Origin of the sequence: Shewanella sp. 6_MG-2023 (genome assembly GCF_030547195.1) — a bacterium.
Lineage (GTDB): Bacteria > Pseudomonadota > Gammaproteobacteria > Enterobacterales > Shewanellaceae > Shewanella.
Genome location: NZ_JAUOQU010000036.1, coordinates 1 through 24088, shown reverse-complemented (window position 1 = coordinate 24088; position 24088 = coordinate 1). Strand labels below are relative to the sequence as shown.

The following is a 24088-nucleotide window of genomic DNA, read 5'->3' as shown; positions in this document are numbered from 1 at the left end:
TTACTGCTAACCTGCAAGCTTGGTGACCTGTTTTATTTTCTCGATAAGAACATGCTTTTCAAATGGTTTTGCCAAATAATCATCCATTCCTGATTCATAACATTTCTCAATATCTTGATCCAGTACACTGGCGGTAAGTGCAATGATTGGCAGCCGTTGCACAGATGGGTTTATTTGCTCCCACTCTCTGATTTTTTGGGTGGCAGTAAAACCATCCATAATGGGCATCATACAATCCATTAAGATTGCATCAAATATTTTGCCATCACTAATAAAATCAAACGCCTCAAGCCCATTATTAGCAATTACGAAGTTATAGCCCGCTTGCTTGACTAGCACTGAGGCGACCTTTTGATTAACGAGGTTATCTTCGACAATCAAAATCATGCCGTGAATGGTGCGTGGTTGTTCTTGCTTATCAATACCATCATTGGCGGCTTTTTTTTCAGCTGGGGTGACTTTGTTGCGCAGAGTACGACTTTCGATGCCATTACGAATGGCATCGCTAAAGCGCCTGCCAAGCAGTGGTATGGTGATAGAGGCGTCAATGTTATCTAATGTTCGCTGCTCAGAAGGGCTATTAATGGCAATGGAAAAACTATCTTGCAGCATGAGTAATTCGGGTAATGCTTTTAAAGCCTCTCGGTTCATTGAGGCATTATCAATAAATAACAGATCAAACTTTTGCTTATCCTGTAACAAGTCAAACGGTGATGGGTAACGGTAATTTATGCTAAATTCATGTTTACTACAGGCAGCATCAATAGCATCAATAATATCATTATTACTGGAAATAATTGCCGTAGTCAGGTGTTTAAACTCGTCTCTTTTAGGCTGCTCTTTGGTAATGATGCGGGCTTTAAGTTCAACGCTGAAACAACTGCCTTTACCTTTTTCTGAGCTAACTTTTATATCGCCGCCCATTAACCCCACTAGCTGTTTACAAATTGCCAGCCCAAGCCCTGTACCACCAAATTCACGAGTGATGGTGCCATCCTCTTGGATAAAAGGTGAAAAGATTTGTTGTTGATTTTCTTCTTTAATACCAATACCGCTATCGTATATTTTAATTTTCATATTGGCATAGTTAGCTTCGTCGTAATCGCAGCTCACAGCGACTTTAATAAAGCCGTTATTGGTAAATTTAACTGCATTTGACAGAAGGTTCATTAATACTTGGCGCATTCTATGTTCGTCAAGTGATACTAAGTGAGGCATATGTTCAGGGATTTCAATTTTAAGGTCGAGTTGCTTTTCAACGACTTTAGCTAACACCATAGTGAGGGTGTCATAGATGACCTCGGTAATATTGGTGTCGTTGTAAGCAATAGACAGGTTACCCGACTCAATTTTAGAAAGATCCAGAATATCGTTAATCAATAGTAATAAGGTATGTGAGGATGTTTCTATGGTTTGCAGGTACTCATTTTGCAAAGGAGTTAACCTTGTGCCTGACATTATCTCCGACATGCCAATAATGCCATTTAACGGTGTTCTAATCTCATGGGACATATTGGCCAAAAAAGAACTTTTGGCTTGGTTAGCTCTTTCTGCATCTGATTTTGCTTGCAAGATTTTGGCATCATTTAAAAAGCGTTCATGAATTAGGTTATTGAGCTTTTTAGAGAAGTAGCTTAATTCATCTTTACCACTTTCGTTTATCTTATTTGAGTAATCATGTGTTTTTTCAATTTTTGACATGGTTTTAATCACATGATGCAGATACTTTAGAATGCGGCGGTAAAGGTTTGCGCCAATGGTGCCAATAGTAACGAGCGATATTAGCAATGCAACGCAGAACATAATAATAAGCTGCTTAGACTTTGCTATTTCAGAGTGAATATTGGTGGATAATTGCTCTGAAATGGTAGTGACAACATATTGAATTAAGTTCAAACGCTGATTAAACACCTCCAAGTTAGCATCTGTATTATCAACAATTTCATTCCCTTGCAGAAATTGGCTGCGCAGCTGATAACTTTGTTGGAATGCTTGATCTGAAAAGGTAGTTAATAACAGGTCTACTTGCTCAGGCTTGGCGCTAATATTAATAAAGCGATCGACATACAGTTGTTGTCTTTCAGCGCTCATATTCAATTGACTCAGCAGATCTTCGTCGCCTCGATTCGTTATCAGTTGATCCATTAGCCATTTTTCTTCTGCAGACCACAGTGATAGCCATTGCAATTGAAATAAAATCGTCAAGTTCTGGTTAATTTTTTCAGGTACATCAAGCTTATCTTTTTCTAGCGTCATCAACCCTTGGTTTTGCAATTCGTTCATCCAAATTGACCAATCAAATAAATCCTCTTTGGTAAGGGCTGGCGATTCAGCTAAGGCTTCTTCAGTGCTGTTAAACCATGCTTGAATATCTTCACTGTGTTGAGCGCTAAAGCTTGTGGGTAATAACGCAGACAGTTGCTTAGTAATAGATGTGAATTGGGATAATACAAAGGGCTCATCTTGGCCGCTGAGCGCGTCTTGCGCTTGAGTAATTTGCCGATTAAGCTGGGAAAATAACTCTAAAAAGGTCACTTTGTTGTTAAGGCTGTTTAAAGCTTGCACATTATCAGTTTGTTTTTGGATTTCTAACGCTGATAAAAAACCTGCAAAAACCAATGGTAACAAGACTAGTGCCAACATCCTTGCTTTTATTGAAATACGATTCAATAAATTCATCTCAGCTCCTTGAGTAAAATTAGCCATAAAAAGTTAGCTATAAAGTTGTATATCGTAGGGTTCTTGGCTAAGTTTAGATTAGTAAAACTTCTGACTATGTTTAGCATAGTACAAAAACTATCTAGGAATGAAGGTTTTTATATGATTAATGGATTAAACCACAAAGCCTTTTTATTGAGCCTGAAGCATTTTTTTTTGAGTAGATTGTGCACAAGGCGGCTTATCTTTCTTACTGCATTAATTTTATCCCCATCAACTTGGGCTTTAGAGGCTGATACCAGCAAAAGCTCTGAGGTCGAATTCGCTATTTTTAGCCTTAATGATGACATGCCGCCTTTAAGTAAAAGTAAGGCGAGAATGTTATATCGAGGTAAGTCTAAAAAAGTCGGAGGTAGCTTTAAAATTGTCTTAGTTGATCTACCTGAAACCTCCATGCACCGCGAAGAGTTTTATAGCATGTTGCTGGGTAAATCGGTCTCACAAATGAATGGTTATTGGGCCGGGTTGGCTTTCTCCGGCAAAGGCTCGCCACCAGAAGAGTTAGACAGTGATGATATAAAGAAGATCCTCAAATGGCTGAACGACAATCCTAATGGTATTGCATATGCTCCGATAGAGTCGGTGCCTGAAGAAGTTAATATCTTAATCACAGTGCCACAAGGAGAGTAGCCATGTTATTAAACCGAAAATACATAATTTTACTATTAACCCTTGGCATGGCAACCAATGCACAAGCTGCGATAGAGCTGACTGATAACTTTTCCATCAGTGGTTTTGGTTCAACATCTATCAGTAAATCAGACAATAAAGCGCCATTATTTATTAACCGGGAAATAACAGATGAAACCTGTTATGACTGTGATACTTTATTTGGAATACAACTTGATTTAGATGTGTTTGAGGGCTTTGATGCATCAGCTCAAGTGGTTAAGCGCACCCAAGATAAATGGAGCGAACCTGAGTTAGAATGGGCCTACCTAAGTTATGAATTTAGTGACTTTAAAGTAAGGGCTGGCCGATTGCGCTTACCCTTGTTTTTAGTCTCTGAGTTTTATTTTGTTGGCCAAGCCTATGCGTGGGCAAGGCCGCCGGGTGAGATTTACGACTCGATTTTAGGTACCACCTCATACGATGGTGTTTCGCTGGCTTGGCAATATGAATTATCTGATGAAATATCACTTACCGTTTCACCTTATTATGGTTTCGGCCGCTTAACTGAGGTGAATTTAGGGCCGATATTGATGCAATTTGATTCTGACTATACCACCGGAATATATGTCGATTTAGTAGGGTTTAATTATCGTATCCATACTGGATTTTTACGGTCTAAATATACTTTACGCCCAGCCCCTACTGCTGATGAGTTAAGTGTATTTACTGTGGGGGCAGAATACAGTTTAGATGCTTGGCAGTTTATGGCTGAATTTGAACATGATGAGCTGCAAAGTAATTGGTACGCCAGTGTTGGTTATGCAATCGATGATTTTACTCCCTATGTGGTTTATGCCGAGAGTCGTGAGCTTAGAGAGAGTCAAGGGGTGACTATAGGGCTTCGCTATGATGTGACTTCATCGATTTCACTTAATGCTGAGTACCAGTCCATTTTAGGGGATAATCCAATAAACCGAGCGCAATTTGCCGCACCACCAATTATTTGGGGTGAAAGTACCGATGTTGAGTTATTAAGCTTGACGGTGAACTTTGTCTTTTGATGCTAGCTAAAGGTTTTGAGGCTAGGCAGTTAACTGCCTAGCCTTTTTAAATAGTTAACACTTTACCGCGATACTTATTTTTAGCTGTTTTGCTCGCAAAGATAGCTGCTTTGGCTTAATTGACTATTTAGTTTGCTATGTTGAATAATACGGCAAAGCGCCATCATTCATAACGCTTTTCGTAAAAAGAGCTTTAGATCAACCTCATGTAGTACACCAGCCGCCCCCTTAGCGGATATTCTTATTCAATCGCCCTAGTTAATTACCTCTTTTGGACTATATAGCTAGGTCTAACTTCTGACTTGTAGTTGTTTGATTGTTGAACAACGCCCTTTATAATGCCGCCGTTTAATCGATGACGCTTTTTAGAGGATGTAACTTGAGCACTTTGTATACAGAAACCCACATTGGCAGCATGCAGTTAAAGAACCGCTTTATCCGCAGTGCGACTTGGGAAAATATGGCAACTGAAGATGGCCATATGACAGAAAAGTTATACGCCATATACAAAGAGCTTGCTCAAGGTGAAGTCGGCCTGATCATTACAGGTTATGCCAATATCGTCGCAGAAGAAAAACCCAATGCGGGCATGATGGGCATATACGACGACTCCTTTATCGAGGAATATAAACAGCTAACGGATTTAGTTCACCGTAATGGCGCCAAAATAGCCATGCAGCTGGCCTATGGTGGCACCAAAACCACTTACAACGTGGGCGAAAGAGTGATTTTTGCCCCAAGTGAGGTTTGCGAGCGTGGCACAAAAACCTTAGGTAAAGCCATGACCATTGCCGAGATAGATTACATAGTGCAGGCATTTGCGAAAGCGAGTTTACGGGCAAAACAATCAGGTTTTGATGGGGTTGAAATTCATGGGGCCCACAGCTATTTAATTAATCAGTTTTTAAGCCCTTATTACAATCAAAGAGATGATCAATATGGTGGCAGCCTAGAAAACCGCCTGCGCTTTTTAGTTGAAATCTATACGGAAACCAGAAAGCTGGTGGGTGATGATTACCCGATACTGGTGAAATTAACCGCCTGTGATTTTTTTGAAGGTGGTTTAACCTTTGCTGAAACCCGTGTTATTTGTAAAAAGCTTGCAGCCATTGGCGTTGATGCCATTATCATTTCTGGCAATATTCATGGTAAAGCTAATGACATGATTGGTGAGTCGTTTGAGGGGCATACCATTCAGCCACAGGGTTATTTTCATCAATATGGCGATGTGATAAGTCGTGAAGTGAATATACCAGTTATTACTGTAGGCGGGCTAACGGACATTGATGCCATAGAAACCATTGCCGCGAATACCAATATTCAATACTTTGCCCTATCAAGACCATTATTGTCAGAGCCTGATCTAGTGAAGCGTTGGCAAAATGGTGATAGAGCTCAAGCCCTATGTGAAACCTGCTCAAAATGCCGCACTAAGCGCGGTAATTTTTGCATTGTAAATAAACAGCGAAAAGCAACTATTGCGGGTTTTTAACTTAATTGATTTAAGTACAGCTTGTATATTGTTGACACAAAAAAGCCAAACTTTTTAATCGTTTGGCTTTTTAAAATGTCAAATTTAGGAGGATTATCTGTGATAGCGTTTAAATCATTCTGCCACTACTCGCCATCATCTTTGCTGATTAAAGTTTAAAGCGTTTAACCAAACCATCTAAATCATTGGCCATTGACTTTAATGCTTCGCTAGAGCTTTCGATACTGTTCGAGGCTTGAGCGCTGCTGTCACTGCTGTCACTAATATTTACCACATGCTGGTTGATCTCATTGATCACCGCAGACTGCTCTTCTGTGGCAGCGGCAATTTGTATATTAAGTTCTGAAATTTGCATCACATTTTCGGCGATGTCTTCAAGAGCTTGATAGGTTCTTTGTGACGCTTGAACACCTAGTTTAGCTTGCTCACGACCTTCTTGAACCGATGATACCGCAGCATTCGCGCCATTTTGTAATTCAGTAATCATAAGGTGAATTTCATCGGTAGAATCACTAGTGCGCTTAGCAAGGTTACGCACTTCATCGGCAACCACCGCAAAGCCTCGACCTTGCTCACCTGCGCGAGCAGCCTCAATGGCTGCGTTAAGGGCCAGTAAGTTAGTTTGTTCTGAAATAGCCCTGATCACATCTAATACGCTTGAAATGGCATTACTTTTTTCGGCTAAAGTCACAATACTCATCGACACACCTTCCATATTGCTGGCCATGTCATTAATAGTTGAATTTGACTCTTGTACTACCGTTTGTGCGCGTTGTGCTTTTTGCGTTGCTTCAGTAGTTGCTTGGGCGGCCACTGAAGCATTATTGGCAATTTCTGCGATAGTACTGCCCATTTCGTTAATGGCTACCGACACTTGATGAGCGCCATCACGCTGAACATCAGTGAGCTTTTTAGAGTGCTGCGCATCTGTATAGACTTGTTGAGATGCACTATTAACATCAAAAGTAGTGGTAGCAAGCTCTTGAATAACATTGTTTAATTTACTAATGAAAGCATTGAAGCCTTGTGCTAGTCGGCGCATTTCTTCGTTGCCATTTTCATTAAGTCGTTGGGTTAAGTCGCCTTCGCCTTCACCCAATTCTTTAAATGTATCGGCCAGCTGATTTATCGGGCGCACTAAGCTGTTCCCTAAATAAACACTGATCAGTGTAAATAATGCGGCTATCACGACAAAGGTGATGATAATGTTATTGCGCGACGTATCTAAGCCAGCATAAAGCTCTTCTAAAGGGACTTGTGCAACAATGTACCAGTCTAAACTGGCAATGTAACTCGATGCGATCAATTGTTGATCCACCATAACGGAGGTATAGTCACTTTTATTTATCAGCTTATGGGTATTAACTGACGGATATAAGTCACTAATGGTTTGTTTAGCCTTGTAATCGATGCTGGGGTGCACCTTGATGACGCCGTTACCATCGACGAGATACACAAAACCAGATTGTTCTATTTTGAAGCTGTTGAGGTAATCAACCATTTCATCAAATGATTTAGACACTCCAGCAACCCCAAAACCATTAGGTTGTTGGGCGTTGATATAGATATCAGTGAAACCCTTGCTGTCTTTATAGATGCTAGTGGATTCGGTTTTATTACTGTCTCGGAAGTTAAAAAACCAAGTATCATGATCTGGCTTTAGCTCGCGTAAAAAACCATCTTGATTCCAGTGTTTATGGTTGTTGTTGTCAGTAAATGAGACTTTACTGAAGCCATTATCACGTGCAGTTTGTGCTAAAAACTGGATGAGGTATTGCTCACCCTCAGCACTTTGTCCTTGATCGATCCACATTTTTATCATGCTATTTGACGCAATTGATTCGGTCATTATCTTCATTTGGTTGATTTCACCATCAATAGCATTACGAATACGCTGCACTAGGTTTGGCATATCAGATTGCTCTAACCTTGTTGATAGGACATTTTTAGCACTGCTTTGTCCGACGTAGGCCACGATGCTGGTTGATGCTATTACCGCAAGTAACATGGCAGTGATTAATTTATTGCGAATGGATAATGTTGATAGAAAGCTCATGAATATTGACTCCTACACCCTGGCAAACTGACAGCGTGTTGTGGCTTAGGTTGTCCCTAATTGTAATTGTTAGCTATATCGGCCTGAAGGTTGTTATTATGAGTGATTATTGTGTTGTTCTGTAAGGTTAATGGTTGTTTTAATGTGACTAATGGTTTGTTTGCTCGAAATTTGCGCGCATGTAGTAATGTTGTTTCTTGGTTGTTCTTGAGATGTTTTCTTTGTGCGGGCGCATTTATGTTAAGTCAGCCTTTATAAAGCTATCTTTCTGACAATAAGGCCATGTGAATAATCGATTCAATGATTGAAGCTTGGTCTGCTTCAAATTCCCCACCAAACTCAACACCTCTGACAAAGGGTTTTAGGTTACAAATTTTACAAGTCACACTTAAACAAGCCTCTTTGTCTTCATTATCGTCATCATTTATTGTGACGGTAATTGTTGAGGATGCTGCTAATGTATCTAAGCCGCCGTTGATAATGTTGATATGACAGTCTGACAGCGACACATCAGTCATGGTGGCCTCAAGTTGTTGGTCTTTAAATGTAACCTTGCAAGGTAACTCAGTTAATACTCTTTTCGCAGAACGTAGGTTATGAATGACCATAATGTCAGGAAAGTTCAGCACTAACATTTTTACAGGTGTGCTGAGGGTTTGTTTTATGGTTGCTTGAAAAGCAATCACAGAGGCTTCATGGCCTTCGATTAAACCTCGTACTGTAACGGGGACATCTTTAACAAAAAATTGACAGAACTTACCGATTTTATCTGCGTTAGGATATTGAATGAACAGGTATTGTTGAGGTAAATAGCCGATGCCGATTAATTTGAATAATGGCTTCAGAAGCATGGTTAATAGGCGTTCAAAACCTGTTAGTTTTAATATTTTAAGCACAAACATGAGTGCTGCGATAACCACAAAAGTCATCGCTAGATTTTCTAGCTGCTCCACAAACCATGCTAGATAGCCAATACCTTGTTTACCTTCCTGTTGCCATACAATGACCGCAGCCTCTTGGCCCTATTCGCTATAGCGATAAAACTGGTGTTATAGCCAAGCAAGGGCAAAACTTCCACCGATACGGATCACTAATGTTGCCCATAGGGAACCCCCGGCTTTTTTGCAATGCTCGCTTCTATGGGTAAGCCATGAGCCAGCAGGATCGATCGGCGCATTTTGATGCAGTTACAATCGAATAATAAAATTCAGAATATCGATCTCGCTGCAGAAGTGGGGCTGTCGCCGCCTGCGTGTTTGAAGCGGATAAAACGCTTACGAGAGGCTGGGATCATTATTGGTGATGTTTGTTTGATTAACCCGAGTTATCAGGCAATAAGTTGACTTTGATTGTGTCGATTGAAATGGATCGCGACCGGGATGATATCTATCGATTATTTCGACAAACTGTCATGAAAGCGCCTGAAGTCACTCAGTGCTATCAAATCTCGGGCCGTTACGATTTCATGCTTATTGTCTGCGTTACGGACATACAAGCCTATGAAAATTTATTGATAGCACATTGCGTTGTGATTTTAACATTCGCAAGTTTCATACATCCGTGTCATTACGTACGGTAAAAACGCCACCGCCATTAACTTAAATACCGATTAGCATGTTACTGAATTTGGCTAGGCATTAAATTATTGCAAATCTAACAGTAAAAAAATGGTTCAGTGACTGATGTCGCTGAACCATTTTTGTTGATTGCATGATAAAGACTGTTTCTTCAGTTGATCACTAACTTAATGTCATCAACTGCAGCTTATCTGAGCCAATCTGATTTAGTCGATGTCGTCAAAATACCAGTAACCAGCATTGACCCAAGCGGTTAATTGCTCAAGCACATCGTTATCGTTTAACCATGGACTTAGGTCTTGTGCACTAAGCTCTTGGGTATCACATAGCAGTGCGATTAAGGCTTCTTTATCTGCTGATAATTGCAGTTGCTCGCCATTGATATACAGCACGCCATCAGCAACGCTGGTTTCAAAGTACAGCGTGCGCAGGCCGCCAAGCTTTACTAAAGGTTGCAGCTTAAGCTGCTCAGTCACATCTAAACTTTGAAACCCTAAACTCTCTTCGGGTAAATCAAGTTCGCACTTAGACTGAGTCAGGTAGCGACCGCTAAATTCACTGACTAGCTTGTCATCAAGGGTGGCAAAAAGTTGCTGTTTAATTCGCTCAAGATCGCTGCTGTTCACAATACCTGAGTGTTCGCTTAAGGCGCGGTCAGGATCGGCAATTTGCTCATTGCACAAATCTTTGTCGATAATGTGATCGGCCATTGAACTGATCATATCTTTTGCCGATGCAGTGCGGTAACCCACAGAAAAGCTCATTGATGGCTCAAGGGTTACCCCATCATGAGGGTAGCCTGGTGGCAGATACAAGATATCGCCAGGGAGTAATTCAACATCAATGATCGGGTCGAATGCTTCGGTGTGCAGTAATGCCGGATGAGCTGCAAACTCTTTGTGCGGCCCAAGATCGCCAACTCTCCAACGACGTCGGCCAGAACCTTGGCAGATAAATACGTCATAGAGATCGATATGAGGACCAACTCCGCCACCCGGTGTCGCATAACTGACCATGACGTCATCTAAGCGCCAGCGAGGGATAAAATCAAAACATTTGAGCAGTTCTTCAGCTTCTGGCACCCAGTTATTAAGGGCTTGGACAATTAAGGTCCAGTCAGTTTCACCGAGCTCTTCATAGGATTCAAATGGGCCAAACTCAGCTTGCCATTCATCGTTTGCTTTAAACACGCGGCGCGATTCAACCACGTCTTCGCAAGCAAGCCCTGCCATTTCTTCTGGTGAAAGCAGGTCTTCAAAGTGTTTAAAGCCTTGACGGATCACCAGTGGTTTCTTTTGCCAATACTGTTCAAGAAACTGTTGTGGCGTCATACCATTTAAATCTAATTGCATATTTATTACTCAGTGAAATTTGCCGCGATACTAGCAAGTATTAGCATTTGGTAATTTGGCCGAGATCATAAAATGGTGGATTAGCTGGTAAAGGCAATAAATCTGCCTAGCTCAATAGCGCCTGAAAAAATCTAAACCTGTTGAGTGTATCAATTCTCTACTTGTCACTGACAATAGCAGCACTTTGTAGACAAAGGTTTTAGTCATACATCAATGCTTGGGCTTTTTTATGATCGAACTCTTTTAGCGACTTTCTGGCGAGTTGCCTAAACGGCAGGGCTTTAACGACTTCTTCAAATGGCTGAATAGCAAAGGCCCAAAAAATTGACCCATCAAAGACTAAAATGATCAGTGCACATAAGGGGATTGAAATCACCCATTGGCCAGTAAAGTTAATTTTGAATACAGCGGTAGTTTTACCCACTGCTCGTAATATATTGCCATGAACCGTGTTGTAACCACGCACGATGGGCAAAAAGATATATAGCGGCGCAATGACAGCTAACGCTTGATAGGTTGCTGCATCTAAATGTGGGTAAATATCGGCAATAAAAATGCTCATAAGACCAAACAGCATTGCGCAAATCACTGAAATAACCACCGCAATATCGATACTGGTATCAACGTTTTTACTCAAATCATCCATCTTATTAGAACCAATAGCTTGGCTAATGGTAATGGCTGATGAGTGCGACCAAGCCGCAATAAATTGGGTTCCCGCTTTAATCCAAGGCATCACCAAGGTGATGGCGACATAGGCATTAATGTCGAGCTGTGAGTACAGCAACTGATACACAGTCACCCCTATCATCAGCATAGTGACGTTGGCTGCAATCGGGAATATCTCAATAAAATGCAGCCGAATATTGCGGCTCATTGAGGTGTTTTTATCTGGCAGCGTGATTTCGATTACAGGGCTGAATTTCATATATGATCCCAGATACATAAGCCGCACGCTTATGGCAATAATGCTACCTAGTGCGGCGCCTTGAACGCCCATAGCTTCAATTGCGATCGTATCGCTAAACTGATAACCATGAATAAGTAAATAGGACAAGACGGCGTTAATGGGCAACTCAATGAGATACCCTTTAAAGGGAATTTTAGTGCGACCCAAGCCATTAAACAGGGCAATCATCACCTGGGTTAGTGCAGTGTAAAGTATGATGTATTTTGAAATCACTAAGTAACTGGCAATTTCTTGTTGTAACAACACATTGTCTGTCAGCAGGCCAATTAAAGGGCGATCAAACAGGGTTAGCAATATCCAAAAAAGCAAGCCCACCGAGCAGTTAATCATCATCCCAGCCCAAAATGCTTTTGATAATGTTTGCTTATTGCCAGAGCCAACGGCGCGACTCAACACCAATTGGGTACCATTGGCCAATGCCATTTGAATACCCAAAATAGCAGCAACAATAGCAGTGGCTATGCCCATAGCCGCTAAGGGGATTTCGCCTAAAGGCGATACTAATAAGGTATCTATCATCAACATGGACTGCATCAGCAGTCCATTTAATGCTAATGGCCAAGCAAGGGAAAGGTTCTTTTTTACATAGGACTGAGAGGGCACGGCTAGACCTTAAATGCGGTTAAGTTAAATCAGTTAAAAACAGAATAAGTTGTAAATTTAATCAAGTTATAGAAGGCGTTAACGTTGAATAATAGGCTAAATAACCATATTTCAATCTTGAATAATCGCTCCAATAAGCTTATTGACAGGCGCTTAGCTCACACTGCACTACTAACGTTTACAGGGACTATCATCGAGTTATACCTATTTGTACTACAATAACTTAAATCGTTTTTGGTTGCTATGGGGGAGCTTTTAGTTTTGGGGTTATAAATGACAAGATTAGCTATTGATACTCTGATAAAGCAAAGAGCATAGGACGTTATAGGAACTGGTGTAACTGAGTGGTCGATTCGATAAAGAGAAAAGCAACACAACTTACTTTAGCTATGGCTTAAGTAAGTTGAGGATTGAGGATGTTACAGTTCGGCTGTGGCAATTAATTACCAGCGCAAGGTATTAATCCTTAGGATTTTAGCTTCATGTTGTGGGAACGAAACTTTAAAAAGCGCGATATTGAACTGACAAAAGTCATAATTCCAAAACACAACACAGCCGGTATCAGTGTTAACAAGGTGACTTTGACAAGTGAAATAACACCGATAAGTAATGGTGAAATATTCGGTTCTGAGTGGGGTTCACTAATAACCATATTGATAGTTGTCGCCCACTCACTCAGGGATACTGTCCACAATAAAGCGGTGAATAGCAGTGAAATTGACAGAATAATAAAACTACGACTTTTCCATTTGTGGCTAAGGTATTTCATAATTTAGGCCTTTTTTGCTGTTTGTTTTTTGAAAAACTTTTTACTCATACCCTTAATCCATTTCCAGTGCATTGCTAAGTGGATCCCTAGCATTGGCATCAATAGATTGCCTAGATCGTGATGTATTTTTGACCATACCGGAAGGATGTCAAAATGAATCCCTAGCTGAGGTAGCATCACTTCTGACACCAAAAAGCCACTTAAAATAACCATCAGCATTGCTAGGTAGAAAATAAAATCCCACACAGCATTAAAACGGGCTTCACCAGATAATTGGCTGACAAACTTTTTAGGCAGTGACTTTAACCAGTCCCAGTGCAGTAATAGGTGAATAACCAAAGGGACTATAAACAATAAGCTTAACCATTCGTGCAATAAAACCCCTGTGGCTTTAGGGGTGCAAACTAATATAAATCCAATTAACAGTAGTGCATCCATGACGTAGAGAGTTTTACCTAAATCGTCTTTCCAAGTTTTCATTTATCAAGTTTCCATTACCATCATTGATGACATTTTATTATCCCATTTAGCAATTCATATTCAGTGACGAACATTAAGCGAGATTGCTGCTATCTCTGTAATCATCCTAATTTAATTGATTTTATCAACTAAGTTTACTTTGGTTTACACTTGGCGTTTATTACATTCGCAGCTGAGTTTTCGTTGTGGTTGATGGTGATACAGTGATGTTATGCGCAGAAGTGATAGAGGGGTCTATTGAATTGACTGCCACCTTGCGTGGATAGGCTTTTTTATGGCTGAACATTAACAAAAAGCAAAAAAAGGCCAACGTTAATAGTTGGCCTTGCTATCGTAAGTACTTGCTATCGTAAGTAATAGTTTTGTAAGAAATAGACTCGTAAGCAAGGGGATTAAATCGCCCTGCCACCCATGTAGAAAACAACTAATCCAAGAGTGATGGCTACCACGCCCACTCGAAGTTTACGCCACTCACCGCTGCATATTCGGCCAATGACTAAGGTGACAAACCCCAGCATAATTCCGGTGACGATATTGCAACTTAAAATAATAAAGATTGCGCAAGTTAGCCCTGCCATAGCATCGACTTTATCGTCAAAATCAAGCTTACTGACATTACTTAACATCAACAGGCCAACATACATCAGCGCGGGCGCGGTGGCATATGCAGGTACTAAATAGCTTAAAGGGGCTAAAAACATCATCAGTAAAAATAATAAACCAACGATAGTTGCGGTTAGGCCTGTTTTGCCTCCTGCAGCTGTGCCCGCGGCAGACTCAATATAAACAGCTGCAGGTGCGCCGCCAACAGCGCCTGCAAAAATACTGCTTACAGAATCTGAGGTAAGTGCCTTACCTCCACTAATAATATTACCTTTGTCATCAAGTAATTCTGCTTGGCCTGCAACGGCACGTATGGTACCTGTGGCATCAAAAATAGCGGTCATCACCAAAGCCAAGACAATGGGTAGTACTACAGGGTTTAATGCGCCCATAATATCGAGCTGACCAATTAATGATTTATCAGACATTAAATAACGACGGCAAAATGGGATCAATAGCGTTTTCTGGTGTTTATAATGCAGCAAACCACTATCGTTTTATTGGCGCGACTAAACAACTTGTGGCGCTAATAATGACTCTTACTTTAGCGTGATGGTTATATTTATCGTTCCAAAGTCGCGTTCTTTCGATGTGGTTAAGGACATGATAGTGACCGAGATAAAATAGATCTGCATTAAACCAAGCAATTACTTAACTGGTTAAATACGATTAATTTACATTATGAAAGCATCGCCGAGTTATAAATTAAATAAAAATGAATGGCGTTATCATTTACACCTTACTGATTTATGTTTGAAGACTGTAGTGTAGAGGTTGCGAGTTTGTCGGTTGTAAACGCTTGCTATAGCATGAAGTTATGGTTGGAAACTTTTGCGGTGCATTAATCTAACAGTTGTTTCATTGGCGATAGCGTAGTGATACACGCCTATTGCATTATCGCTGTGAGGTAAAGTTTTTCACCGCATTTTTTACGCGTCAGTCCCATTTATTTAGGAAAGTATACTCACAAGGTATTTTTCTTTTTTATATGATTTATTTCTAATATTTATAATTTTAAAGCTACTTATTTAGAGATATGTCGATTGGCTCGACTATTTCAAATTTAAAAGCACCTATCATGCCTTTGAAAATTTTGGGTTGAATTAAATCCTTTGAGAGGAATAACATGTTAGATAGACGCAGTGCTTTAAAAAAAATGTGTACATTGTCAGCCGTTGGTTTTGGGGCGACTTATATGCCGTCAGTTATGGCGCAAGAAACCTGTGACGATCCCATTGGTATTGGCAGTGGTGGCAATGCAGATTTAGCTGAAAATCGTCTAAGCTATGTCAAAGTTGAGCCTATGGCGGTAGCTAAGCGCGCGTATGCTGGCTATGGTCATGGTGGCTGTATGTACGGCGTGTTTGATGCCATCATTAAAGAGCTTGCTGCCCAAGGTCATGAAGATGCTAAAAATTTTGGTGCTATTCCAACTAATATTGCAGCATATGGCGGCGGCGGGATTGCCGGTATCGGTTCTCTGTGTGGTTGCCTTAATGCTACAGCAATGACAGTTAACTTATTAAAAGCGGATAATCTGAATAATAACGCGGTGATTAGAGCTGTGTTCCGCTATTACGAAAAAACCAGTATGCCACGTGGTACTCAAGAGTTCCTTGAAGGGATCGGCGCTCCTACGCGTACCAACGATGCTGGAGAAGCTTTAAATCCTGACTATATTGGTCAATCCATTGCTAGTTCAATTCTGTGTCATACCTCAGTGAGCCTGTGGTCAAAAGCGTCATCATTTGGCTCTAGCCATCAAGCTAAACTTGAGCGATGCGCCCAAGTTACCGCTGAAATTGCCTTTATGACAGTGACCTTCCTTAATGATTCTATTGACGGTAATTTAGAAGCGGAAACGGTTGCCCCTTCTAATGCTGAGTGTTCAGGTTGTCATAGCTCTACAACTCGCGAGCCTGATGCCTACTTAGGTACTGATGTTAACTCAACATTAGAATGCCAAACTTGCCATACTGCTCACGACATGAAAGGCGGAGTGCCAGTGCATGAAGAGTTAAGTTGTTCAGACTGCCACGATTAAGGAGTTAACATGAAGAAACGACTGACAGTATTTGCAATGTCGCTATTTTTAATGGCTTGTAATAGTGACAATGGTGATAAAGGGATCGTTGGTGGTATTGATGTCGATAAGGCCACGAGCATCAAGATGACTAACTTTAAGTTTAGCTCGCAGGATTACACTTCGACTTTTCAGCTTGAAAATGAAGAGGGTGAGATGGTCACTGGAGCTAGAGATTATAAAGTCATGATCTTAGGTGATGGGACGACTTCAGGCGCGAGTGCTTTTGATATCCCTTGGCATTATGCTGAATTATACCAATGTGGAGTAGTGCCTGAGCACGAGTGTCGAGGTGAGCTGAAAGAAATATCTGCCGGGCATTATACTTTTGACACGGTAACGCTACCAGAGTTTGATGGGAAAAATGCCAGGATCAGAGTCTCTGTGTCTATTGTCGGCTTATTATCGCAAACAAAACCTAGACTATATTAAGCTGGGTTTAAAAGTGCTTGATTGAGTCATTGAGTCATTGAGTCATTGAGTCATAGAGTCACAGCCAACAGTGATGTGGTTGTGACTCTTCTGGTTCACCTTATTGAATCGGCTAAATCCGCGCGAAAGCTCCCTTAGCGTACGATGCCAAACCGGCTTTGCAAATGAGTCAACAGTGGCCATTAAGGTTATTGCGTGGCGAAATAAAGCTACAGTTTTGTCCAGTATCCTTAGTCACGTTGTGTACGTTTACAGTTGATTGAACTTGAAGGTTTCATAAATAAGTCTCCAAAGTGTCAACTTATCTCTGGACGGGACATTCTCCACTAAAAAAGCCAAGATAATATCTTGGCTTTTTTGTTTTTTATTTAGTGCAAGGGTAGCTAAATAGCCCAACCACCCATGTAGAAAATAACTAAACCAAGGGTAATGGCGATAACGCCCACTCGAAGCTTACGCCACTCACCGCTGCATATTCGGCCAATGACTAAGGTAACAAACCCAAGCATAATTCCGGTGACAATATTACTACTTAAAATAATAAATATCGCGCAAGTTAGCCCTGCCATCGCATCAACTTTATCGTCAAAATCAAGCTTACTGACATTGCTTAACATCAACAAACCAACATACATTAGCGCGGGGGCGGTGGCATAAGCGGGCACTAAATAGCTTAATGGCGCCAAAAACATCATCAGTAAAAATAATACACCAACGATGGTTGCGGTTAGTCCTGTTTTACCCCCTGCCGCTGTACCTGCAGCTGATTCAATATACACTGCAGCGGGGGCGCCACCGACGGCGCCTGCAAAAATACTGCTTACAGAATCTGAGGTAAGTGCCTTACCTCCACTAATAATATTACCTTTGTCATCAAGTAATTCTGCTTGGCCTGCAACGGCACGTATGGTACCTGTGGCATCAAAAATAGCGGTCATCACCAAAGCCAAGACAATGGGTAGTACTACAGGGTTTAATGCGCCCATAATATCGAGCTGACCAATTAATGATTTATCAGACATTAAATCAGGTAAGGCAAACAAGCCTTGATAGGTCACGTTGGGATCAAACAATAACCCAAATAGCGATAAGCCAATGATCACCAGTAAAATACCGCCTGGTATCCCGCGTCGTTCAAGGCCAATGGTGGCCGCAAGTCCAATAATGGTAGCAATAACGGGCAGGCTATTGATGTCACCTAATTTTACCGGTAAGCCAGCATTGTTAGAGACGATTAATTGCACGCTATTGGTGGCAATCAAAAGTAAGAACAAACCAATACCAATACCTGTACCGTGAGCAATACCTTTAGGTAAATTAGTCAGTACCCACTGACGGATCCCTGTAACACTCACAAAAGTAAATATGAGACCCATAAGAAAAATAGCGCCCAATGTCACCGGAATTGATATCCCCTGACCCAGTACCATACTGAATGCCGTAAATGCTGTGAGTGAGATAGCACAACCAATGGCCATGGGTAAATTAGCCCATAACCCCATGAGTAAAGAACCAAAAGCGGCAATTAAGCAAGTGGAGATAAATACTGCCTCAGGGTCGAAGCCTGCTGTGCTAAGCATATTTGGCACCACAATAACCGAGTACACCATGGCTAAAAAAGTTGTTAAACCAGCAATGATTTCTTGTTTTAAGGTACTTCCACGAGCAGAAATGTTGAAATAGCGATCGATAAATGGAGCAGAGGCTGCAGTAGCCTTGGTGGTCTGTTTAGACGTCATAGTAGATAACCTTTGATCTCTTAAATATCAGTTAACCAATGAGTATTCATTGGCTACATAGCTACGGCAGGTAGAGCCCCAAAACCTTATGGTATTGGGTGAGAGATCCACTTAGCGCTATAAGCGTTAGTGACCTGCGATTATTGTAGTAAACAAATGTAGTAAACAAATTTGTTATACACATTATCTGGTAAAATTTACTCTTACCAACATAGCTTTTGTTGGCGCGAAGTTTACAGGATTAACCAATAGCGAAATTTGAAACAGCTAACAGTTTTACGCAACAAGTGTGAAAGTTACGTGAATGATTTGACCTAAGCGATATCGATAGTTAAACAAATCTTTTGATTTGAAAGTCTATGCTATTTAGTTAGTTGATATTTATGACTGCTGCGCTTGAGCAAAACGGCGCTATTGCCTACAATAGCGGATATATTTATTACTACAGATAGCAGACCATGACTGACTCAACTGAGAAACTCGCTTTACCTGATCGCCTTTCCGTTAACCCACGTAGCCCACATCATGTGGCTGCCATTTTCGATCACGACATTGGTATTACCGTTAACGGTAAAGAGCGTTTTGACGTTGAAGAATATTGCATCAGTGAAGGTTGGGTTAAAGTACCGTCTCACAAAGCGTTAGACCGTCGCGGTCAACCGTTAATGATGACAGTTAAAGGCACTATTGAAGCCTTTTACAAGTAAGCTGATTAATCTTTAAATCAGTAGCTTGAGTTAAGATCAAAAAGCATTAGTTTGAGTTGTTAACTTAAAGCATAAAAAAGCGAATCGATTGATTCGCTTTTTTGTTTTTTTAATCTCGACGCTTTGTTAGCATTAGACTTAAATTGCGTTCATGCCTGTTTACGACTTAGATTAAATCAAAACGATCGGCGTTCATCACCTTTGCCCACGCTGTAATAAAGTCGCGAACGAATCGTTTTTTATTGTCATCTTGGGCATACATTTCAGCATAGGCACGCAGCTGTGAGTTTGAGCCAAAAATCAAATCTACCCGTGTTGCCGTCCACTTGAGTTTGCCTGTTTGACGTTCACAAATATCGAACAGATTATCTGATTTTGGTTGCCAGCTATAATTCATGTCGGTGAGGTTGACAAAAAAGTCATTACTGAGCACGCCAACATTATCGGTAAATACCCCATGTAATGTATTGCCGTAGTTAGTGCCAAGCACCCGCATACCGCCCACAAGTACCGTCATTTCAGGGGCAGTGAGCCCCATCAGTTGACTGCGATCAAGCATTAACTCTTCGGCGCTGACAATATAATCATTCTTTAACCAGTTACGAAATGCATCATGAAGCGGCTCCAAATCGGCAAAGGAGTCAATATCGGTCATCGCTTGGCTTGCATCACCACGGCCGCGAAAAAACGGCACTATCATCTCATAACCTGCCGCTTTGGCAGCTTGTTCAACCCCGACATTACCTGCTAGAACAATCACATCGGCGATACTGGCGCCGGTATCTGTCGCGATTTGGGCAAGTATAGTTAATACCTTACACAGGCGTGTCGGCTCATTGCCTTGCCACATATTTTGTGGTGCTAAACGAATACGGGCACCATTGGCTCCGCCGCGCATATCTGAGCCTCTAAAGGTTCTGGCGCTGTCCCATGCTGTTGTTACCATTTCGCTAACACTTAACCCGCTGGCGCTGATTTGCTCTTTTACCAATTGAATATCGTAGTGGCGGTTTCCTGCGGGAATAGGATCTTGCCAAATCAACTCCTCATCTGGCACATCAGGGCCGACATAACGGGTTTTAGGCCCCATGTCTCTGTGAGTCAGCTTGAACCAAGCTCTGGCAAAAGCATCAGAAAACTCATCAGGATTATGATAGAAACGCTCGGAGATTTTTCGGTATTCAGGATCCATTTTCATCGCCATATCAGCATCAGTCATCATGGGGTTGTAACGTTTGCTTGGGTCTTCAACATCAACAGGTTTATCTTGTTCTTTAATATTGATGGGCTGCCACTGCCAAGCACCTGCTGGGCTTTTTGTGAGCTCCCAATCGTAGTTAAGTAACAGTTGAAAGTAGCCATTATCCCACTGGGTTGGGTGAGTCGTCCATGCGCCTTCTATACCACTGGAAACCGTATCACGACCAATACCGCGGTTCGCTTGGTTATTCCAGCCCATGCCTTGTTGTTCAATGTCAGCGGCTTCTGGCTCTGGGCCCAGTAGACTTGCGTCTCCGTTACCATGGGCTTTACCCACGGTATGGCCGCCAGCGGTAAGGGCCACTGTTTCTTCATCGTCCATGGCCATACGTTTAAAGGTCACCCGTATATCATGGGCGGTTTTTAGTGGGTCAGGGTTACCATCAACGCCTTCTGGGTTGACGTAAATTAACCCCATCATCACTGCCGCTAGTGGGTTTTCGAGATTACGCTCACCTGAGTAGCGACTGCCTTCACTGCCACTTGGAGCCAGCCAATCTTTTTCAGCTCCCCAATAAATGTCTTTTTCAGGATGCCATATATCTTCACGGCCAAAGCCGAAACCGAAGGTTTTAAGCCCCATGGATTCATAGGCTATGGTGCCTGCGTAGGCAATTAAATCTGCCCAACTGAGCTTGTTGCCGTACTTTTTCTTAATTGGCCACAGTAGCCGACGGGCTTTATCGAGGTTGACGTTGTCAGGCCAGGAGTTAAGCGGGGCAAAGCGCTGATTACCTGTGCCAGCACCGCCGCGGCCGTCAGCAGTGCGGTAAGTGCCCGCCGCATGCCAAGACATGCGGATCATTAAGCCGCCGTAGTGCCCCCAGTCAGCAGGCCACCATGGCTGACTATCTGTCATCAGTGCATGCATATCTAGTTTTAACTCGGCCACATTAAGCTTTTTAATTTCCTCTTGATAATTGAAGCGATCGCCCATGGGGTTGGTCTTAGCATCATGTTGATGCAAAATATCCAGATTAAGCGCTTTAGGCCACCACTTGGTATTTGGCATGCTGTTGTCGGTCGTAGCACCGTGCATTACTGGACATTTGCCACCAGTATTTGTGGTGTTTTTATTCATAGCTTAACTTCCTTAGTATGTAGAACCCCAAGCCGCTTTTAGCAGCATAGCTTGCACAATATGATTGCTATAAGGCGCAGTACATTAGGTGTTCAGGTTGAATGACTACCCACTTTTTACCTCCCACAATTGGCGTATGATGAAAGCGATAGTCACTGCTTTTCGATATGACTATCTATCAAGTTAGTTCATAAAGTCAGACTTTGGCGCTTTTAAGCTCAATCGTTTTGATGGTTTTTATCTGAATGGGGATAAACAAAACATGGCTATCTTTTGTGTTGCCAATTTTTAGGGCATCTACAGTTTGTTGTTCGGTTTAGTCTTTGCTCGTGTCATTGCGGATGGTTAGACGAATAAACTGATAGTGAGTCCAATTGGTGGGATTCACCATTATGAGGTATTTGCACCTCTTGGTTTGCTGAAAAACAGCTAAGCTTTGAGGTGAAGCCTTGCCATCCGTTGGCGGCACATTAATTTGGTGATTTGCTCATGGCTATGGTGGAGAATTTTAAGCAAAGTTTATTAAAGTAAAGCAATGGCTCACTCTCTGCTATTAACCCATATTGACACGCAAGTTGAATGAAAACTGATTTTAGCCAATAGCCCCCACAAAACGCCAGTCATTACTGGCGTTTTTATTATTGGCTTAGGGGTGATTATTGGCCAGTATAAGCTTTACTGCTTTGTTTCTTATCTTAATTAGCATTATATCCCTGATGGAATGAGCTACGAGAGCCTTAGGCTATTAAGGGACGCATTTACTCCAAATATTGGTCATAATTCTATGAAAAACGAATGTTTCCCATATAGAAAATACCGTATTTAATATTATTCGAGCATTATCATTGGTTCAAATCTCGCCCACTTAATTTTCTTGTTTATCTAGGTAAGCAAAAAATTTTGATAAATGTTTTTTTATTCACTTTTTTTGCAAAAAAAATCAGGGTTAAACTCTTAAAATAAAGCCTTATCTTATTCTGTGAAAGCGGCATTCCCCAGTTATTTGTAGCGTAAAGACTGTATTAACCCCCCTTTACAGCAGAGTTATCTTAACAAGGCTTTTTTTCTGTAAATAACTTAACTATGTCTTTGATTATAAATAGGTTGCTTATAAATTATTCCTTACTTTTTGTGTTGACGAATATGATAGCGGGATATTAAAAAGTTGTTGCTTAGTGATACATTTGTATTACTAAAGGGGTATTTTTTAACAATGATAATTAGCGCATCAAAGGGATTGGAAGGTGAAAGATAAGATGTTTAGACGCTCGTTAGTTGCTGCTTCAGTAACAGCGTTATTGGCTTTAAGTTCACCTGCATCAGCAAATAGTGCGGCGGGTTCAATTTATGGTAAAGCGACAACGGGTACTGAAATTACCTATAAAAATACTAAAACAGGTGTTTCACGCACAATCACAGTTAATGATACTGGTCGATTCAATATGAATAGTATTGCACCTGGTACTTATGTCGTTAGTGATAACCTTGGTAATAAGCAGGAAGTCACAGTCGTGATTGGTACAGGTGCCTTTGTATCACTTGCTGATGCTCCAGAGAGATTGAGTGTTGTCGGTTCTCGTATCACATCTATTGATACATCAAGTGTAGAGTCTTCAGCGGTATTTACCTCAGAAGAAATCGCGAAATTGCCGATGGCAAGAAACTCGGTAGCTGTTGCGTTACTTGCACCTGGTGCAATTCAGGGAGGGGATGCCTTTGATAGAAACCTGCCTTCATTTGGTGGCTCTTCTATTGCTGAGAATGGTTACTATATTGATGGTATGGATGTGACCAATTTACGTACAATGTTAAGTTTTGCCTCTGTTCCGCAGGATGCTATTGCACAAACTCAGGTAAAAACTGGCGGTTACAGTGCTGAGTATGGTCGTTCGCTTGGTGGTGTCATAAATGTGGTGACAAAGTCTGGTAATAACGACTGGGAGTTTGGTGGTTCAGCTTACTACACTCCAGACGCCCTTAGAGCTTCAGGCAAAGATGTTAGATTATTAGATATCGATGCAAATGGAGATGTATACGACACTTTAGATACATCGAATCAGTATGACTCATTGGATGAAATCGCATATAACGTGTTTGGTGGTGGCGCGATTATTGAAGACTCACTTTTCTTCTTTGCTAATATCGAAGGGAAAAATAAACAGCGTGATAATTATAGTAAAGATAGTAGCTACGAATACAGTAATACAACGCCCAACTATTTAGCTAAATTAGATTGGTTTATTACTATCGCTATGCAACAGCTTATGCGGGTAACAACAACACGATCAATGGTGTTGTACTTCCTGAAGGTACTGAAGCCGTTCGTGTACGCTTGCATGAAACTCAAACAGCAACTTTCGGCGTTGAAAATACAGCTTGGTATATCGAAGATAACTGGCAGTTAAACGATGATATGGAGACTGTAACTAATTTTGTGTAACTGCTTATCAACACGTACTCTATAGAGAGTCAAGGATAGGCAGATACTCATGA

The 24088-nt window shown here is 41.3% G+C and carries 17 protein-coding genes and 1 pseudogene; 9 read left to right on the top strand and 9 right to left on the bottom strand.

From position 1 onward, the window contains the following. Positions 1-6: 6 nt before the first annotated feature. Positions 7-2679 (bottom strand): ATP-binding protein, encoded by a 2673-nt coding sequence (locus Q4533_RS17260; RefSeq protein ID WP_303503516.1) that lies wholly within the window; start codon positions 2677-2679, stop codon positions 7-9. Between the two features lie 195 nt (positions 2680-2874). On the opposite strand from Q4533_RS17260, the gene Q4533_RS17255 reads away from it, so the two are divergent. The 3 genes from Q4533_RS17255 (at position 2875) to Q4533_RS17245 (ending at position 5883) form a co-directional block, all read left to right on the top strand. Beyond that, positions 2875-3348, top strand: a complete 474-nt coding sequence (locus tag Q4533_RS17255) for a hypothetical protein (protein WP_241901131.1) — start codon at positions 2875-2877, stop codon at positions 3346-3348. A 2-nt stretch (positions 3349-3350) separates the two neighbouring features. Further along, on the top strand, positions 3351-4391 hold the full coding sequence (locus Q4533_RS17250) for a porin (RefSeq protein WP_102435664.1): 1041 nt from the start codon (positions 3351-3353) through the stop codon (positions 4389-4391). 379 nt (positions 4392-4770) lie between these two features. After that, positions 4771-5883, top strand: coding sequence for an NADH:flavin oxidoreductase (locus Q4533_RS17245; protein WP_303503514.1), 1113 nt, complete (start codon positions 4771-4773; stop codon positions 5881-5883). Between the two features lie 148 nt (positions 5884-6031). On the opposite strand, the gene Q4533_RS17240 is transcribed toward Q4533_RS17245, so the two are convergent. Next, positions 6032-7939 carry a methyl-accepting chemotaxis protein gene (locus Q4533_RS17240; protein WP_303503512.1) on the bottom strand — a complete coding sequence of 636 codons (1908 nt, stop codon included), beginning with the start codon at positions 7937-7939 and terminating at the stop codon, positions 6032-6034. A gap of 260 nt (positions 7940-8199) precedes the next feature. Continuing rightward, positions 8200-8892, bottom strand: coding sequence for a PilZ domain-containing protein (locus tag Q4533_RS17235; RefSeq protein WP_303503509.1), 693 nt, complete (start codon positions 8890-8892; stop codon positions 8200-8202). A 228-nt stretch (positions 8893-9120) separates the two neighbouring features. Between Q4533_RS17235 and Q4533_RS17230 the strand changes: the two genes are divergently transcribed. Continuing rightward, positions 9121-9282, top strand: coding sequence for an Lrp/AsnC family transcriptional regulator (locus Q4533_RS17230; protein WP_303503507.1), 162 nt, complete (start codon positions 9121-9123; stop codon positions 9280-9282). A 20-nt stretch (positions 9283-9302) separates the two neighbouring features. Beyond that, positions 9303-9518, top strand: coding sequence for an Lrp/AsnC ligand binding domain-containing protein (locus tag Q4533_RS19705; protein WP_368389905.1), 216 nt, complete (start codon positions 9303-9305; stop codon positions 9516-9518). Between the two features lie 204 nt (positions 9519-9722). On the opposite strand, the gene Q4533_RS17225 is transcribed toward Q4533_RS19705, so the two are convergent. The 4 genes and pseudogenes from Q4533_RS17225 to Q4533_RS17210 form a co-directional block, all read right to left on the bottom strand. Beyond that, complete coding sequence (locus tag Q4533_RS17225) at positions 9723-10868, bottom strand: cupin domain-containing protein (RefSeq protein WP_102520876.1); 1146 nt, start codon at positions 10866-10868, stop codon at positions 9723-9725. A 199-nt stretch (positions 10869-11067) separates the two neighbouring features. After that, positions 11068-12441 (bottom strand): MATE family efflux transporter, encoded by a 1374-nt coding sequence (locus Q4533_RS17220; protein ID WP_303503503.1) that lies wholly within the window; start codon positions 12439-12441, stop codon positions 11068-11070. A gap of 772 nt (positions 12442-13213) precedes the next feature. Then, positions 13214-13690, bottom strand: coding sequence for a cytochrome b/b6 domain-containing protein (locus Q4533_RS17215; RefSeq protein ID WP_303503501.1), 477 nt, complete (start codon positions 13688-13690; stop codon positions 13214-13216). Positions 13691-14082: 392 nt separating this feature from the next. Further along, a pseudogene (locus Q4533_RS17210) lies at positions 14083-14718 on the bottom strand (solute carrier family 23 protein); the annotation flags it as partial. Between the two features lie 701 nt (positions 14719-15419). Between Q4533_RS17210 and Q4533_RS17205 the strand changes: the two are divergent. Then, complete coding sequence (locus Q4533_RS17205; RefSeq protein ID WP_102436797.1) at positions 15420-16337, top strand: C-GCAxxG-C-C family (seleno)protein; 918 nt, start codon at positions 15420-15422, stop codon at positions 16335-16337. Positions 16338-16346: 9 nt separating this feature from the next. Continuing rightward, entirely contained in the window at positions 16347-16808 is a 462-nt protein-coding gene (locus Q4533_RS17200; RefSeq protein ID WP_102436795.1) for a hypothetical protein, read from the top strand. A gap of 383 nt (positions 16809-17191) precedes the next feature. On the opposite strand, the gene Q4533_RS17195 is transcribed toward Q4533_RS17200, so the two are convergent. Next, positions 17192-18547, bottom strand: a complete 1356-nt coding sequence (locus Q4533_RS17195) for an NCS2 family permease (protein ID WP_303503497.1) — start codon at positions 18545-18547, stop codon at positions 17192-17194. Between the two features lie 458 nt (positions 18548-19005). Between Q4533_RS17195 and Q4533_RS17190 the strand changes: the two genes are divergently transcribed. After that, positions 19006-19254, top strand: a complete 249-nt coding sequence (locus Q4533_RS17190; protein ID WP_076539562.1) for a DUF3297 family protein — start codon at positions 19006-19008, stop codon at positions 19252-19254. 166 nt (positions 19255-19420) lie between these two features. Here the strand turns inward: Q4533_RS17190 and katG are convergent, their stop codons facing one another. Beyond that, positions 19421-21595, bottom strand: a complete 2175-nt coding sequence (gene katG / locus Q4533_RS17185; protein WP_303503495.1) for a catalase/peroxidase HPI — start codon at positions 21593-21595, stop codon at positions 19421-19423. A 1244-nt stretch (positions 21596-22839) separates the two neighbouring features. Between katG and Q4533_RS17180 the strand changes: the two genes are divergently transcribed. Then, positions 22840-24000, top strand: a complete 1161-nt coding sequence (locus Q4533_RS17180) for a TonB-dependent receptor (protein ID WP_303503494.1) — start codon at positions 22840-22842, stop codon at positions 23998-24000. Positions 24001-24088 lie beyond the last annotated feature (88 nt).

Excerpts from the sequence above, each read along its gene's own strand:
- Q4533_RS17260 (WP_303503516.1), bottom strand. The coding sequence starts at position 2,679 with ATGAATTTATTGAATCGTATTTCAATAAAAGCAAGGATGTTGGCACTA.
- Q4533_RS17250 (WP_102435664.1), top strand. The coding sequence starts at position 3,351 with ATGTTATTAAACCGAAAATACATAATTTTACTATTAACCCTTGGCATG.
- Q4533_RS17240 (WP_303503512.1), bottom strand. The coding sequence starts at position 7,939 with ATGAGCTTTCTATCAACATTATCCATTCGCAATAAATTAATCACTGCC.
- Q4533_RS17230 (WP_303503507.1), top strand. The coding sequence starts at position 9,121 with ATGCAGTTACAATCGAATAATAAAATTCAGAATATCGATCTCGCTGCA.
- Q4533_RS19705 (WP_368389905.1), top strand. The coding sequence starts at position 9,303 with ATGGATCGCGACCGGGATGATATCTATCGATTATTTCGACAAACTGTC.
- Q4533_RS17225 (WP_102520876.1), bottom strand. The coding sequence starts at position 10,868 with ATGCAATTAGATTTAAATGGTATGACGCCACAACAGTTTCTTGAACAG.
- Q4533_RS17215 (WP_303503501.1), bottom strand. The coding sequence starts at position 13,690 with ATGAAAACTTGGAAAGACGATTTAGGTAAAACTCTCTACGTCATGGAT.
- Q4533_RS17205 (WP_102436797.1), top strand. The coding sequence starts at position 15,420 with ATGTTAGATAGACGCAGTGCTTTAAAAAAAATGTGTACATTGTCAGCC.
- Q4533_RS17200 (WP_102436795.1), top strand. The coding sequence starts at position 16,347 with ATGAAGAAACGACTGACAGTATTTGCAATGTCGCTATTTTTAATGGCT.
- Q4533_RS17195 (WP_303503497.1), bottom strand. The coding sequence starts at position 18,547 with ATGACGTCTAAACAGACCACCAAGGCTACTGCAGCCTCTGCTCCATTT.
- Q4533_RS17190 (WP_076539562.1), top strand. The coding sequence starts at position 19,006 with ATGACTGACTCAACTGAGAAACTCGCTTTACCTGATCGCCTTTCCGTT.
- katG (WP_303503495.1), bottom strand. The coding sequence starts at position 21,595 with ATGAATAAAAACACCACAAATACTGGTGGCAAATGTCCAGTAATGCAC.